The 15,470-nt window shown below is 65.2% G+C and carries 13 protein-coding genes; 7 read left to right on the top strand and 6 right to left on the bottom strand.

Going from position 1 to position 15,470, the window contains the following annotated elements; genetic code table 11:
• Nucleotides 1–77: 77 nt before the first annotated feature.
• The 4 genes from ACZY0R_RS04860 to boxA all read left to right on the top strand — a co-directional run bounded on the left by ACZY0R_RS04860 (nt 78) and on the right by boxA (nt 5,729).
• Nucleotides 78–1,037: a helix-turn-helix transcriptional regulator gene (locus ACZY0R_RS04860; protein ID WP_488857372.1), complete on the top strand. Its 960-nt coding sequence runs from the start codon at nt 78–80 to the stop codon at nt 1,035–1,037.
• A 116-nt stretch (nt 1,038–1,153) separates the two neighbouring features.
• Nucleotides 1,154–2,812 (top strand): 2,3-epoxybenzoyl-CoA dihydrolase, encoded by a 1,659-nt coding sequence (gene boxC, locus ACZY0R_RS04855; protein ID WP_488857371.1) that lies wholly within the window; start codon nt 1,154–1,156, stop codon nt 2,810–2,812.
• Between the two features lie 107 nt (nt 2,813–2,919).
• Nucleotides 2,920–4,347 (top strand): benzoyl-CoA 2,3-epoxidase subunit BoxB, encoded by a 1,428-nt coding sequence (gene boxB / locus ACZY0R_RS04850; protein WP_488859503.1) that lies wholly within the window; start codon nt 2,920–2,922, stop codon nt 4,345–4,347.
• Nucleotides 4,348–4,448: 101 nt separating this feature from the next.
• On the top strand, nt 4,449–5,729 hold the full coding sequence (gene boxA / locus ACZY0R_RS04845) for a benzoyl-CoA 2,3-epoxidase subunit BoxA (RefSeq protein WP_488857370.1): 1,281 nt from the start codon (nt 4,449–4,451) through the stop codon (nt 5,727–5,729).
• A 119-nt stretch (nt 5,730–5,848) separates the two neighbouring features.
• Here the strand turns inward: boxA and ACZY0R_RS04840 are convergent, their stop codons facing one another.
• The 4 genes from ACZY0R_RS04840 to ACZY0R_RS04825 form a co-directional block, all read right to left on the bottom strand.
• The gene (locus tag ACZY0R_RS04840; protein WP_045237026.1) at nt 5,849–6,316 is read right to left on the bottom strand and encodes a nucleoside deaminase; all 468 of its coding nucleotides are present in this window, start codon (nt 6,314–6,316) and stop codon (nt 5,849–5,851) included.
• Nucleotides 6,317–6,348: 32 nt separating this feature from the next.
• Nucleotides 6,349–6,684 carry a hydroxyisourate hydrolase gene (gene uraH, locus ACZY0R_RS04835; protein WP_488857369.1) on the bottom strand — a complete coding sequence of 112 codons (336 nt, stop codon included), beginning with the start codon at nt 6,682–6,684 and terminating at the stop codon, nt 6,349–6,351.
• A 76-nt stretch (nt 6,685–6,760) separates the two neighbouring features.
• A complete protein-coding gene (locus ACZY0R_RS04830) occupies nt 6,761–7,309 on the bottom strand; it encodes a hydroxyisourate hydrolase (RefSeq protein ID WP_488857368.1) in 549 nt (182 codons plus the stop codon).
• 1 nt (nt 7,310) lies between these two features.
• Nucleotides 7,311–8,669, bottom strand: coding sequence for an MFS transporter (locus ACZY0R_RS04825; RefSeq protein WP_488857367.1), 1,359 nt, complete (start codon nt 8,667–8,669; stop codon nt 7,311–7,313).
• Nucleotides 8,670–9,013: 344 nt separating this feature from the next.
• Between ACZY0R_RS04825 and ACZY0R_RS04820 the strand changes: the two genes are divergently transcribed.
• On the top strand, nt 9,014–9,964 hold the full coding sequence (locus ACZY0R_RS04820) for a LysR family transcriptional regulator (protein WP_441636420.1): 951 nt from the start codon (nt 9,014–9,016) through the stop codon (nt 9,962–9,964).
• Nucleotides 9,965–10,088: 124 nt separating this feature from the next.
• Nucleotides 10,089–10,634: a 2-oxo-4-hydroxy-4-carboxy-5-ureidoimidazoline decarboxylase gene (gene uraD / locus ACZY0R_RS04815; protein ID WP_488857366.1), complete on the top strand. Its 546-nt coding sequence runs from the start codon at nt 10,089–10,091 to the stop codon at nt 10,632–10,634.
• 53 nt (nt 10,635–10,687) lie between these two features.
• Here uraD and ACZY0R_RS04810 read toward each other — a convergent pair whose 3' ends face one another.
• Entirely contained in the window at nt 10,688–12,472 is a 1,785-nt protein-coding gene (locus ACZY0R_RS04810) for an acyl-CoA dehydrogenase (RefSeq protein ID WP_488857365.1), read from the bottom strand.
• 329 nt (nt 12,473–12,801) lie between these two features.
• On the opposite strand from ACZY0R_RS04810, the gene ACZY0R_RS04805 reads away from it, so the two are divergent.
• Nucleotides 12,802–14,460 carry a 3-(methylthio)propionyl-CoA ligase gene (locus ACZY0R_RS04805; protein WP_488857364.1) on the top strand — a complete coding sequence of 553 codons (1,659 nt, stop codon included), beginning with the start codon at nt 12,802–12,804 and terminating at the stop codon, nt 14,458–14,460.
• Here the strand turns inward: ACZY0R_RS04805 and ACZY0R_RS04800 are convergent.
• Nucleotides 14,442–15,440: an AraC family transcriptional regulator gene (locus ACZY0R_RS04800; RefSeq protein ID WP_488857363.1), complete on the bottom strand. Its 999-nt coding sequence runs from the start codon at nt 15,438–15,440 to the stop codon at nt 14,442–14,444. The genes ACZY0R_RS04805 and ACZY0R_RS04800 overlap by 19 nt on opposite strands.
• Nucleotides 15,441–15,470 lie beyond the last annotated feature (30 nt).

Below are 15,470 nucleotides of genomic sequence, written 5' to 3'. Positions count from 1 at the left end.
GTTAGACTTAGCCGGGTTGCATACCCGCGTTTCATGCATTATTGTGCATGAATGAAACATAGAGCCGTCACCAAACCATGTCAAGCACTATATTGCATGAAGCGGGGTTAACGCGGGACGCCCGAGACGCCGCGCACGGCAACGGCGCCGGCGTCGAAGCCGGCTCCCATGAGAAAAATGCCTTTCTCGTCGCGCTGGGCGAGCGCGCGCGCGAACTGCGCGCGCGCCGGGGTTTGACGCGCAAGGCCACGGCGCTGGCGGCCGGCGTCTCGGAGCGGCATCTCGCCAATCTGGAGTACGGCAGCGGCAACGCATCCATCCTGGTGCTGCTGCAGATCGCCTCGGCGCTGCATTGCTCGCTGGCGGAGTTGCTGGGCGACGTGTCGACCTCTTCGCCGGAATGGCTGCTGATCAGGGAACTGCTCGAACACCGGGACGAAGGCACGCTGCGGCGCGTGCGCATCGCCGTGGGCGAGATGCTGGGCACCGGCGGCGGCAATGCCGCGCGCAGCCCGCGCGTGGCGCTGATCGGGCTGCGCGGCGCCGGCAAATCCACGCTTGGCGGCATGCTGGCCGAGGATCTTGGCTTCCCCTTTGTCGAGCTGAGCCGCGAGATAGAGAAGTTTGCCGGCTGCAGCATCTCGGAAATCCAGGGCCTCTACGGCATGAACGCCTACCGCCGCTATGAGCGGCGCGCCCTGGAGGAGGCCATCCAGATCTATCCGGAGGCAGTGATCGCCACGCCGGGCGGGCTGGTGTCGGACCCGGCAACCTTCAACCTGCTGCTGGCCCACTGCACCACGGTGTGGCTGCAGGCCAGCCCGGAAGATCACATGAACCGAGTGCGCGCCCAGGGGGACTTCCGCCCGATGGCGGCCAGCAAGGAGGCGATGGAAGACCTGCGGCACATCCTGGCAGGCCGCGCGGCCTTCTATTCCAAGGCGGATTTCACGGTCGACACCAGCGCGGAACCGCTCGAATCCACCTTCCTCGCGCTCCGGGAGCGTGTGCGTTACGCCATGCAACTGCCGCTCTGAGCCTCTCCCCTGAAAGATGCACAATATTGCTTGACTGAATTTCAGTGCATGAACTATAGTTCGTTCACTGAATCACGACCCATGCACTATTGTGCTTCATCGCTGAGGAGACACTCATGACTACCGCGCCCCGCGTCGACTACCAGACCGACCCGTCCCAATACAAGCACCTGAAGCTGACGTTCGACGGTCCCGTTGCGACGCTGGAGGTGGACATCGATGAGAACGCCGGCCTGCGCCCCGGCTACAAGCTCAAGCTCAACAGCTACGACCTCGGCGTCGACATCGAACTGAACGATGCGGCCAACCGCATCCGCTTCGAGCATCCCGAAGTACGTACCGTGGTGCTCACCAGCGGCAAGGACAAGGTGTTCTGCTCAGGCGCCAATATCTTCATGCTGGGCGTCAGCAGCCATGCCTGGAAGGTGAACTTCTGCAAGTTCACCAACGAAACGCGCAACGGGCTGGAGGATTCGTCGAAGCACAGCGGCCTGAAGTTCCTCGCCGCGGTCAACGGCGCCTGCGCGGGTGGCGGCTATGAACTGGCGCTGGCCTGCGACGAGATCATCCTGGTCGATGACCGCTCCTCCGCCGTGAGCCTGCCCGAAGTACCGCTGCTGGGCGTGCTGCCGGGCACCGGCGGCCTGACCCGCGTGACCGACAAGCGCCACGTGCGCCACGACCTCGCCGATATCTTCTGCACCACCACCGAAGGCGTGCGCGGCCAGCGCGCCAAGGACTGGCGCCTGGTGGACGACATCGCCAAGCCCGCCGTGTTCGCGCAGAAAGTGCAGGAACGCGCGCTGGCCCTGGCCGCGCAGAGCGACCGTCCGGCCGGTGCGCGCGGCGTGGCGCTGACTCCGGTTGCGCGCACGCTGGAAGACGATGCCTTGCGCTACACGCACGTCACCGTGGAGATCGACCGCGCCGGCCGCAAGGCCACCTTCACCGTCAAGGCGCCGTCGGGCCCACAACCGCAAAGCGTCAGCGCCATCGCCGAAGCCGGCGCCGCCTGGTATCCGCTGCAACTGGCGCGCGAACTGGAAGACGCCATCCTGTCGATGCGTACCAACGAGCTCGACATCGGCACCTGGCTGATCAAGACCGAAGGCGATGCCGCCAACGTGCTGGCCATGGATGCCACGCTGCTTCCAAACAAGGATCACTGGCTGGTGCGCGAAACCATCGGCCTGCTGCGCCGTACTTTCTCGCGGCTGGATGTGTCATCGCGCAGCCTGTTCGCCCTGATCGAGCCGGGCTCCTGCTTTGCCGGCACGTTCCTCGAACTGGCGCTGGCCTGTGACCGCAGCTACCACCTGGCGCTGCCGGACGACGAAGCGCGCGCTCCGAAGATCACCGTGGCCGAGACCAATTTCGGCTTGTACCCGATGGTGACCGGTCAGAGCCGCCTGGGCCGCCGCTTCTACGACGAACAACCGGCGCTGGATGCGGTGCGCGCCAGGGCCGGCCAGCCGCTCGACGCTGACGCTGCGTTCGCGGTCGGCCTCGTCACCGCCAACCCGGACGATATCGACTGGACCGACGAAGTGCGCATTGCGCTGGAAGAGCGCGCGTCCATGTCGCCCGATGCGCTCACGGGCATGGAAGCCAACCTGCGCTTCAATGGCCAGGAGAACATGTTCACCCGCATCTTCGGGCGGCTTACCGCCTGGCAGAACTGGATCTTCCAGCGTCCCAACGCCGTCGGCGAGAAGGGCGCGCTCAAGGTCTACGGCAAGGGCGACAAGGCCGCGTTCGACTGGAATCGCGTCTGACGTTGTTCTTTAGTTAAAGCATCGTCGTGCGGCGCATGTCCGGGTGGGGCGCCGCACCCGAAATCGAACACGCTCCACCACATGCACAGCCAGCTTCGGAGACCATGATGTCCAGCATCAACTACAGCGACAAGATCCCCAACAACGTCAACCTCAGCGAAGACCGCACGCTGCAGCGCGCGCTCGAGCAATGGCAGCCCAACTACCTTAGCTGGTGGAACGACATGGGGCCGGATGGCTCGCAGAACTTCGACATCTACCTGCGCACCGCCATCAGCGTCGATCCGCAGGGCTGGGCGCACTTCGGCCATGTGAAGATGCCGGACTATCGCTGGGGCATCTTCCTGAACCCCGCCGAAGCCGACCGCAAGATCCATTTCGGCGACCACAAGGGCGACGATGCCTGGCAGGACGTGCCCGGCGAATACCGCGCCAACCTGCGCCGCATCATCGTGACCCAGGGCGATACCGAACCCGCGTCGGTGGAGCAGCAGCGCCACCTCGGCCTGACCGCGCCGAGCATGTACGACCTGCGCAACCTGTTCCAGGTTAACGTGGAGGAAGGCCGCCACCTGTGGGCGATGGTCTACCTGCTGCACAAGTACTTCGGCCGCGACGGCCGCGAAGAGGGCGAAGCGCTGCTGGAGCGCCGCAGCGGCCAGCAGGACAATCCGCGCATCCTGCAGGCGTTCAATGAAGAGACCCCGGACTGGCTGTCGTTCTTCATGTTCACCTACTTTACCGACCGCGACGGCAAGTTCCAGCTGTGCGCGCTGGCCGAAAGCTCTTTCGATCCGCTCGCCCGCACCACCAAGTTCATGCTGACCGAGGAAGCGCATCACATGTTCGTCGGCGAGAGCGGCATATCGCGCGTGATCCAGCGCACTTGCCAGGTGATGAACGAACTGAAGACCGACGATCCCGCCAGGCTGCGCGCCGCCGGCGTGATCGACCTGCCGACCATCCAGCGCTACCTGAACTTCCACTACAGCGTGACCATCGACCTGTTCGGCGCGGATGAGTCGAGCAACGCCGCCACCTTCTACAGCACCGGCCTCAAGGGCCGCTACGAGGAAGGCAAGCGCACCGACGATCACGTGCTCAAGGGCCAGACCTACAAGGTCCTGCAGGCGGTGGGCGGCCAGCTTGTCGAGAAGGAAGTGCCGATGCTCAACGCGCTCAACGAGGTATTGCGCGACGACTACATCAAGGATAGCGTTGCCGGTGTGGAACGCTGGAACCGGGTCATCGACAAGGCCGGCATCCCGTTCCGCCTGAAGGTGCCGCACAAGGCCTTCCACCGCAATATCGGCGCGCTTTCCGGCGTGAAGATCGCGCCGGAAGGCCGGGTGATCTCGGACGCCGAATGGAAGGCGAACGTCGACCAGTGGCTGCCGAGCGAGACCGACCGCGCCTTCGTGGCCAGCCTGATGGGCCGCGTGGTCGAGCCGGGCAAGTTCGCCGGCTGGATCGCACCGCCAGTGATGGGCATCAACCGCCAGCCGGTGGATTTCGAGTACGTGCGCTTCAACTGAGCGGCACAAGAGAAAAGAGACAAGCGACAAGGGCGGGGGACTGCTGGACCCCACGCCCGAAGGCCCCGGCCACAGGGGCCGCTTCACCCCCGGAGATTGCCATGGACATGTCCGACATCCAGGTCATCAGGCAGCACCTGATCGACCCCGAGATCTGCATTCGCTGCAATACCTGCGAGGCTACCTGCCCGGTCTCGGCCATCACCCACGATTCGCGCAACTATGTGGTCGATGCCGACAAATGCAACTCCTGCATGGCCTGCATCTCGCCGTGCCCGACCGGGTCGATCGACAACTGGCGCACCATGCCGCGCGTCAAGGCGTACAGCATCACGGAGCAACTTGGCTGGGAGACGCTGCCTGACGAGATGTCAGCCGAGCAACTGGCTGCCGAAGGCGTTGCGGCGGACGCCGAGCCGGTCCTTGAATCCGCGGCGGTGACGCTGCCTGCCGCGGTCACAGGCGACGACGTATTCAACAGCGCGCAGTATGGTGCTACCGTGCCGCCGTGGTCGGCCGCGCATGCCTATACCAATCTCTACGGCGCCAAGGCCGCGTCCCGCTCGATCACCGCCACCGTCACCGGCAATGCGCGCGTTACCGCGGTCGGCCGCGAGTACGATACGCACCACATCGTGCTGGACTTCGGCACTTCGCCTTTCCCGGTGCTGGAAGGCCAGTCGATCGGCATCGTGCCGCCTGGTGTGGATGCCGGCGGCCGGCCGCACCATGCGCGGCAGTATTCGCTTGCCAGTCCGCGCAATGGCGAGCGGCCGGGATATAACAATATCTCGCTGACCATCAAGCGAGTGCTGGAGGACCACCAGGGCAATCCGGTGCGCGGGGTGGCGTCAAACTATATGTGCGATCTGAAGGTAGGGGACAAGGTGGAGGTGATCGGGCCGTTTGGCGCGAGCTTCCTGATGCCGAATCATCCGCGCTCGAATATCGTGATGATTTGCACGGGCACCGGCAGCGCGCCTATGCGGGCCATGACCGAATGGCGCAGGCGGTTGCGCAAGTCCGGAAAGTTTGAGGGGGGCAAGCTGATGCTGTTTTTCGGTGCGCGCACGCAGGAGGAGCTGCCGTATTTCGGACCGCTGCAGAGCCTGCCCAAGGACTTCATCGACACCAACTTCGCCTTCTCGCGTACACCGGGTCAACCCAAGCGCTATGTGCAGGACGTGATGCGCGAACGCGCCGCCGACCTGGGGCCCTTGCTTGCCGATCCGAACACCTGTTTTTATGTTTGCGGGCTGAAGAGCATGGAGGAGGGGGTTGTGCTGGCGTTGAAGGATGTGGCGGAACAGGCGGGATTGTCGTGGGACACCGTCGGCGCCGCGTTGAAGAAGGATGGGCGGTTGCATCTGGAGACGTATTGATTTTCGAGGGTGGGCGCCCGCCGGGAACGACGCGCCGCACCCGAACCGTGCCTATTGCTCAAAACCCATAGCCAGGCGACGCAATCACGCCGTTCTCCTGATGCGATCCTGCCTGCGGGTCAAACGGCCTGGCGCTTGCGCCAGGCTTCATACAGGTCCTCGCCTTCATCGCGAACGGGGATGCACTCCAGCGTCATTTCCCGCTCCGCCACCGGCTTTGCCAGTTCAATGTAGCCGCGCTCGGCCGACAGGTCGTACGGCGCGCCGGCTTCATTGGAGTAGGCGTAGTAGACCTTGCCGACGCCGGCCAGGTACATCGCGGTCAGGCACATCGGGCAGGGATAGCCACTGGCGTACACCGTGCAGCCGGTGAGATCCGGCTTGCCCAGCGCGGCGCCGGCCGCGCGCACGGCCTGCATCTCGGCGTGGGCGGTCGGGTCGCAGGTGGCATCCACTTCGTTGACCGCCTTTGCAATGACCTCGCCGTTCCTGACCACCACCGCGCCGAAGGGCCAGGTGTTGCGCTCCCGGACATTGCCCATGGCCAGGCGGATCGATTCGATGAGGTGTTGTTCTGCTTGTGTCATGCGTGGACTCCGGGGAAAGATTTCGGGTTGTTTCAACTGCCGCGGTAGGTGGAAAAGCACCACGGCGAGCACAGCAGTGGCACGTGGTAGTGCTGCTTGGGGTCGGCTACCGAGAACCGCACCGGGATCACGTCGGCAAAGGCGTTGGCCGCCTTGAAATGCGCGCCGACCTGGAAGCGCAGCTCAAACTCGCCGGCACGCGCCTGCGGCGCCGGCAGTATGGGCGCGTCCGTGCGCCCGTCGGCGTTGCTGCGCGTGCTGTTGAGCAGCGTGGGCGGCGACGTGCCCAGGTCGAAGAGGTCGATCTGCATGCCCGCGATGGGCCTGCCGCTGGCGAGATCGAGTACGTGTGTGCTGATGCCTGCCATCTGCTTGCTCCGTAGTTGAGAGAGTCAGTGAGAGAGTCAGTGAGAGTGTTCGTGCCGTTGTCCCGGGCCGTTGTCTTCAGCTGCCGCGGTAGTAGGTATAGCTCCACGGCCCGAACTGGACCGGCAGGTGGATGCGCTCGCGCGTATCCGCGATCTGGAAGCGGATCGGTACCCTGGACAGGAAACTCGGCCGCGGCAGCTTCGCCTGGCGCATTGCAAAGTAGTCGTCCACGTGCAGCAGGAGTTCGTAGTTGCCGGCGCGGTAGCTGTCGTCGATCAGCAGGGGCTCATCCGCGCGGCCGTTTGCTTTGATCGTCAGCGAGCGCAGCAGCGTGGGCTTGCCGTCCTTCAGCACGGAGAAGTCCACGCGCAAGCCGGTGGCGGGCGCGCCATGGTAAGTGTCGAGCGTATGGATGGTCAGCCGCGGGCTCACGCCATGCAGCACGATCGGGCCTACGTCCTGCGCCGGGGCCGGCGTGCCCGCGGTTGCCTGCGGCGTTGCCGCCAGGCCGCTTGCAGCCAGCAGCATGCCGCTGCCGAACAAGGCGCTGCCGATGGCGAACTGCCTGCGGGGTTGATCGACGTGTTCGGCAAGCGCGTTGGAATCGATGCGATGGTCTTTCATCTCAGGCCTCCTGGGTCTTCCTGGACTTCATGGTTTTTGCGGTGGCTGCGATCCCGATGAGCACAAGGATGGCTGCCAGCAGTTCGATGGCGGCCACCAGGTAAAGCCCCGGTGCAATGCGTCCCGTGGCGTTCTTCACCAGGCCCATCAGGTAGGGCGCGCCGAAGCCCGCGAGATTGGACACCGAGTTGATCAGCGCCACGCCCACCGCCGCCGCGCCGCCGGCCAGGAAGCGGTTGGGCAGTTGCCAGAACACGGGGATGGCGCTCATGGTCCCGGCCAGCGCGATGGTCATGGCCAGCAGCGCAAAGACCGGCGAAAGGCTGCCAAAGTCCATCAACAGCGCCAGCGCGCCCATGGCCAGGGCGCCGCAGATGGCGGGCGCGCTGAAGTGCCACCGCACCTCCTTCCTGCGGTCCGAATGCGCGCCGTTGGCGATCATGCCAACGGCGCCGCACAGATAGGCCAGCGCGGCAATCCAGCCGATGGCGACCGGTGTCGTAAAGCCCACGTCCTTAATGATGGTGGGAATCCAGAACGTCAGGGTCGAGTTCGCGCACAGCAGGCAGAAGAAGATGGCGATCAGCAGCCAGACCTTGGGATTGCGGAACAGCGTGCGCCAGTCGGTGCCGCGCTCGCCCAGCGCCAGGTTGTCGCGCTCAAGCCCTTCGCGGATCACGCGCTTGTCTTCCGTGTTGAGCCAGCCGGCCTGCTCCGGCCTGTCAGTCATGTAGAAAAAGGCCACCACGCCGGCCAGCACCGAGGGAATGCCTTCGAGCACGAACAGCCATTGCCATCCATGCATGCCGTTGACCCCGGCCATCGACGTCATGATCCAGCCCGCGATCGGGCCGCCCAGCACGCCGGCGATCGCCGATGCCGACATGAAGGTGCCGAATGCCCGCGCGCGGCGCTCGCTCGGATACCAGTAAGTGAGATAGAGGATCACGCCCGGATAGAAGCCTGCCTCGAAGGCGCCGAGCAGGAAGCGCAGCACATAGAACTGCGAGGGCGTGGTGACCAGCGACTGCAGCATGCAGATCACGCCCCAGCCGATGGTGATGCGCATCACGGTCTTCTTCGCGCCGATCTTTTGCAGCAGCATGTTCGACGGCACTTCGAACAGGAAGTAGCCCAGGAAGAAAATCCCCGCGCCCAACCCGTATACCGCCTCGCTGAAGCGCAGGGCATCCAGCATCTGCAGCTTGGCGAAGCCGATGTTGACGCGATCGAGCCAGGCGAGAATCCACAGCACGCCGAGAAACGGCAACAGCCGCCACGAAACCTTGCGATAGACGCTGTCCTCCGTGCCGGCCGCGCTGGCGGTGTAAAGGGGGGCGATCTGCTCCGTTGCAGACATGGTGTCTCCTTGGTTGAGTCCCGTACATGCGGGCTGCATTTGCTTTGAGGCAGAGTACATGAGCGCGCCGGGCAAAGTTAACCGGGGGCCTGCTATAGAGCGCATATCAGAGTTGATATCGGCGTCGCATCCGCGTCGATAACCGGGGCGTATGAGACGCCTGAGGCGCAGGCAAGTGTCCGGGTTCGACCGAATCGCGCCTGGCGGCGCATCGATGGTAGAAGAAGGAGGAGGGGCGGCGAAGCGCGCCGCGCCAGCCCGGTTTTGTCGGCGGACAATCGCGTGTGGCGCCAGTTGTCGGGCGATCCGGGCCGCCGGGCATGTCCCGAACAAGGAGTGTTGGAGTGATCCGAGCAGACGACCCGTTCGACACCTATCTGCTGCGTGTGTTGTGCACGCTGATCGCGGAGCAAAGCGTATCGCGCACGGCGATCCGCCTCAACCAATCCCAGCCCGCCATCAGCGCGGCGCTCAAACGTCTGCGCGAAATCTTCGGCGACCCGCTGCTGAACCGGGAAAAGAACGTGATGGTGCCGACCGAGCGCGCGGTGCAACTGGCCCGCAGCGCCCAGGCCGCGCTGGTCGCGCTGGACAAGCTACTGGTCGACGAGGAAGCCTTCGATCCCGCCACCACGGAACAGAACTTCACGGTGGCGATGCCGGACTACCTGGCCCCGACCTTCTTCGCGCACGTTGTGAAGGCGTTCAGGGCATCGGCGCCGCGGGCCAGGCTGGTGACGCAGGCGCTCGGGCCGCAATATGACTACGAACAGGCCCTGGCGGAAGGCACCGTGGATATCGTGATCGGCAACTGGCCCAGCCCGCCTGAGCACCTGCATCTGTCGGTGCTGCTCGAAGACGAAGTCGTCTGCGTGCTCGCCGACGACAATCCGCTGGCGAAAGCGGGCAAGATGACGGCCGAAGCCTATCTGCAGGCACCGCATATCGTGCCGATGCCGTATTCGCGCGGCCAGCGCGGCGTGGTGGAGACCGGCCTGGGCACGCTGCGGCTGCACCGCGACCGCAAGGTCAGTTGCCCGTATTTCAGCCTGGCGCCCAACCTGATCCCGGGCACGGACCTGATCCTGACCACCGCGCGGCATTTCGCCAACTACTACGCGGCAAGCCTGCCGCTGGCCATCGTCGGCTCCCCGATCTCGTTCCCGTTCATGCGGTTCTACCAGTTGTGGCACCCGTCGCGCCATCGCTCTGCCTCGCACGTGTGGCTGCGTGGCTTGCTGACCGACGCCTCCGAGGAACTCCGGCGCCTGCGCGACATGCCCAGGCAGGCCTAGCGGCGCGTCTCCATCCGGAATTGCTATACGTGCTATAGGAGCCAGCCCCTCCTGCCCGGACCGCCTTCGTCCCTATACTCGGCGCATCGATTCATCTCACCCCCGAACCGGACGACGACATCCCATGCAAGCGAACCACGACCTCCACGCCATCAATGCCATGGACAAAGCCACGTTCACGCGCGCCCTGGGCGACGTGTTCGAGCATTCTCCCGAAGTGGCCGAAGCGGCCTGGGAGGCACGCCCCTTCCCTACGGTTGCCGCGCTGCACGACGCGATGATGGCCGCGATCCGCCGCCGCGACGCGGCGGCCCAGACGGCTTTCCTGTGCCGCCATCCGCCGCTCTCGGCACGTGCCATCCGCGCCGGCGCGCTGACCGAGGCGTCGAGCGCGGAGCAAAAGAGCGCGGGGCTGGATGGGCTGGCGGAAAGCGAGGAAGCACAACTGCAGTCGATGAACCAGGCCTATCAGGTGCGGCATGGCTTTCCCTTCATCATCTGCGTGCGGCACTACACGCGGGACGGAATCTTCTTCGAACTGGAGAAGCGCACTGGCCGCAGCACCGCGCGCGAGCTGGAGGAAGCCCTGGACCATGTGCAGGCCATTACCCGCGGGAGGCTGCAGCGCTGCATCGGGTTTGCGGCGGGTCACCCTGTGCAGGGAATATGAGAAAAGGCGGCCCTGCCGGGCCGCCTTTCTTCTTTGCCTGCTACCGTGCGATCTCAGAACTGCGCTTCGCTCAACGCATTGACCGGCACCGCGCCTGCCACGACGGCATCGCGCAAGGCCGACGCCTGCGACAGGATGTGCTCCGCGAAGAAATGCGCGGTCGCGATCTTGGCATCGCAGAAGGAAGGATCCTCGCCACGCTTCGCATCCGCGGCCAGCATCGCACGCCCAAGCTGCCAGCCCGAGAACACGATGCCGCAGAGCTTCAGGTAAGGCACGCTGCCGGCGAACACGGCATTCGGATCCGACTTGGCATTGGCCACCACGAACGCCACCACCGCCTCCAGCGCCGCGCGCCCCTTGGCCAGTTGCGCCTGCACCGCGGAGAAAGCCGCGCCGCCATGCTTGCCCAGCGCCGCCTCGGTTTCAGCGATCTGCGCGCAGATGCCGCGCGCCACGGCGCCGCCGTCGCGCACCGTCTTGCGGCCGACCAGGTCGTTGGCCTGGATCGCGGTCGTGCCCTCGTAGATCGGCAGGATGCGGGCATCGCGATAGTGCTGCGCCGCGCCGGTCTCCTCGATGAAGCCCATGCCGCCGTGCACTTGCACGCCAAGGCTGGTGACATCGATCGACAGCTCGGTGCTCCACCCCTTGACGATGGGCACCATGAACTCGTAGAAAGCCTCGTTCTGCTTGCGCACCGCTTCGTCCGGATGCTGGTGCGCCGTATCGCATGCCGCCGCGGCCACGTAGGCCACCGCGCGCGCGCCTTCGATCAGCGAGCGCATGGTCATCAGCATGCGCTTGACGTCGGGGTGATGGATGATGGTCACCGCCTCGCGGGCCGAGCCGTCGACCGGCCGGCTTTGCACGCGTTCGCGCGCAAAGGCCACCGCCTGCTGGTAGGCGCGTTCGGAGACCGCGATACCCTGCATGCCGACCGAGAAACGCGCCGAGTTCATCATGATGAACATGTATTCCAGGCCGCGATTCTCCTCGCCCACCAGCGTGCCGATGGCGCCGCCGTGGTCGCCGAACTGCAGCACGGCGGTGGGGCTGGCCTTGATGCCCAGCTTGTGTTCGATCGACACGCAGTGCGCATCGTTGCGTGCGCCCAGCGAGCCGTCTTCGTTCACCAGGAACTTGGGCACGATGAACAGCGAGATGCCCTTGACGCCCTCGGGTGCCGTCGGCGTGCGCGCCAGCACGAGATGGACGATGTTCTTCGCCATGTCGTGCTCGCCGTAAGTGATGAAGATCTTGGTGCCGAACACCTTGTAGGTACCGTCACCCTGTGGCTCGGCGCGCGTGCGTACCGCCGCCAGGTCCGAGCCGGCCTGCGGCTCGGTCAGGTTCATGGTGCCGGTCCATTCGCCGGAGATCAGCCTGGGCAGGAAGGTGGCTTTCTGCGCATCGCTGCCCGCGGTCAGCAGGGCTTCGATGGCGCCGTCGGTCAGCAGAGGGCACAGCGCGAACGACAGGTTGGCCGAGTTCAGCATCTCGTTGCAGGCGGTGGCGATCAGCTTGGGCAAGCCCTGGCCGCCGAATTCCTGCGGATGCAGCACGCCCTGCCAGCCGCCTTCGCCGAACTGGCGGAAGCCGTCCTTGAAGCCGGGCGTGGTGGTGACCACGCCGTCCTTCCAGCTGCTGGGATCGGTGTCGCCGATGCGGTTGAGCGGCGCCAGCACTTGTTCGTTGAACTTGGCGGCCTCATCGAGCACCGCCTGCGCCGTCTCGGGCGTGGCGTCCTCGAAGCCGGGCAACTGGCTGACAGCGTCAAGGCCGGCCAGTTCGTTCATCACAAACAGCATGTCCTTGAGCGGGGCACGATAGGTCATTTTTGGGGTCTCCATTTTGGGATTGCGGCACAGGGTATGGTGCATCTGGGCGGATGCCGGCACCGCATGCTCCGGATACCGGATCGTAGCGCCCGCCGCGGCATGCGGGAATAACCAAACCTGCCCATTGATTGACAAAACCTGCCGCTTTGCGCCGCCCTGGCCGCTTGCCGGCCACCCCGGCCCGATTGGCCGGATTTGTCACTAGTTCGGCCATTCCTGTCAGTGCCGGAGGGGGCAGGCACCTCTAGAATGCCTCGCAGCCGGCGTCGCCATGACCGCCGAATGCATCCGGGATAACGACAAACCGCCTGTCAGGAGACAAGACTATGGACCTGTTCGGTCAGATGATGTACGCGCCTCTGCAATTGTCCTCGCTGCTTGAGCAGGCGGCGCGGCACTCCGGCACGGTGGAAATCGTATCCCGGCGCGTCGAGGGCGACATTCACCGCTATACCTACCGGGACTGCCATGTTCGCGCCATGCAACTGGCCAATGCGCTGAAGGGCCGCGGCATCGTCGCCGGAGACCGCGTGGGCACGCTGGCGTGGAATGGCTATCGCCATATGGAACTGTACTACGGCGTGACCGGCATTGGCGCGGTTTGTCATACCATCAACCCCCGCCTGTTCCCGGAACAGATCGCCTACATCATCAATCATGCCCGCGACCGCGTGGTCTGCTTCGATGCCTCGTTCCTGGGCCTGGTCGAGCAGATTGCGCCGCAATGTCCCCATGTCGAGTCATGGGTCATGCTGTGCGACAGCGCCAGCCTGCCGCAGGCACCGGCGCTGCCGCTCGAAAGCTACGAGGCGCTGATCGGCGGGCAGCCCGGCCATTTCGACTGGCCCCGCCTGGATGAGCAGCTGGCGGCGGTGCTTTGCTATACCTCAGGCACGACCGGCAACCCGAAGGGCGTCCTGTACTCGCACCGTTCGCTTTGCCTGATGGCCTATGCCTCGGCGCTGCCGGACGCGCTTTGCCTGCGTGCGTCGGACACCGTGGTGCCTGTCGTGCCGATGTTCCACGTCAATGCCTGGGGGCTGCCGTTCTCCGCGGCGCTGGTCGGGGCGAAACTGGTGCTGCCGGGCCCGGCGCTCGACGGTGCGTCCCTGTCGGCGTTGTTCGACCAGGAAGGCGTGACGGTGTCGGCCGGCGTGCCCACGGTCTGGCTCGGCCTGGCCGACTATATGCGCCGCACTGGCAAGCGCTGCAACAGCCTTGAGCGTGTCATCGTGGGCGGCGCGGCATGCCCGCCGCAACTGGCCAAGGCGCTGGGCGAACTGGCCATCAAGTCGGTACACGCCTGGGGCATGACTGAGCTGTCGCCGGTTGGCACCGTGTTTTCGCCTTCGCAGGGTTTCGCGCAAAAGACGGAGCAGGAGCGCGCGCAGATCGAGGGCAAGCAAGGCAGGGTCGTGCCCGGTGTCGAGATGAAGGTCGTCGACGCCGATGGTGCCGAGTTGCCGTGGGACGGGCGCTCGGCCGGCGACCTGCTGGTGCGCGGCCATTGGGTCGTGGAGCGCTACTTCGGCATGGAGGAAACCTGCCTGGAGAAGGATGGCTGGTTCGCCACCGGCGATGTCGCCACGATCGACGCCGACGGCTATATGCAGATCACGGATCGCAGCAAGGATGTGATCAAGTCCGGCGGCGAGTGGATCTCCTCGATCGAACTGGAAGGCATCGCCGTTGCGCATCCGGCAGTCGAACTGGCGGCCTGTATCGCCTGTGCCCATCCCAAGTGGGACGAACGGCCCCTGCTGGTCGCGGTAAGGCGCGCCGGCAGCACGCTCGATGCACAGCAACTGCTGGCCTTCTTTGAAGGCAAGGTGGCCAAATGGTGGATCCCGGACGACGTGGTGTTCGTGGCGGAGCTGCCGCTGACCGCGACCGGCAAGCTGCATAAGCTGGTGCTCAGGCAGCGTTTCGGCACCCATTACAGCGGCGCCGCCGCCTGGCCGGGCGCTCAGGCCATGCCCCGGTAGGCCTTGGGCGTGCTGCCGGTCCAGTGCCGGAAAGCGCGATGGAACGCGGTCGGGTTGTCGAAGCCGACGTCATACGCGATAGCCGCGATGGCGTCGGGCGAGCGCGTGAGCCGCTGGATCGCGATATCGCGCCGGACGTCATCCTTGATCGCCTGGAACGTCGTGCCTTCGTCCGCAAGCCGCCGGCAAAGCGTGCGCACGGAATAGTGCAGGTCCTGGGCAACCACTTCCAGCGTCGGCATGGCGGGAAGGCAATCGGCGAGGAATTGCCGGACCCGGTGGCAAACCATCTGATCGGCGAAGGAGACGAAGATCCAGTCTTCCGGCGCGCGCGCCAGGAATCTCTGCAGGTCGGCCTTGCGTTGCCGCATGGGCATATCGAGGTAAGCCGCTTCGAAGCGCATGCGTGTCTGTGCGCTACCGAACTGAACCGGCCCCGGAAAGAGAAAAAGGTAGTCCGTTGCGTGCGCGGGACGCGCGAAATCGAACTCCGCCGCGATCAGCGGGATCCGCTTCGCCACCAGCCATGAGGCAATGCCGTGCACCAGCTTCATGATGAGTTCGCGACCGAGTTCGGTCACGCCGGGGCCAGCCGGATCCGCCACCATGGCGACCCAGCCGCCTTCGCCGTCGCGGCCCGACTCCAGCCGGAAATCATCCAGGATCAGGTGGAAAAACTGGCCGAACCGGTGCAGCGCGACTTCCAGCCGCGGGGCGTCGAGCAGGCTCAGGCACAGGTATTTCAGCGTGCCGTTGCGCAAGGGGCGGCTGAAGATGCCCGGCATCTCGTCGTCCAGTTCGGTCGCGAGCAGGCGGTAGAGCGTGGAGAACTGCTCCTCTGTCACGCGGGAGCCAGGGCGGCGCAGCAAGCCGTGGGGGATGCCGGAGCACTCCGCCAGCCGTTCGATGGCGGCGGGATCCGCGCCCGACAGGAAGCCGTTGACCAGCGAAATGGGAACCGTGCCAGAAATCTGACTCAAGGGTGCGTCGACGTCCGGACCGCAACGTCA

Source organism: Cupriavidus sp. F041, assembly GCF_057814235.1.
This window is presented reverse-complemented; position numbering and strand designations above follow the sequence as displayed.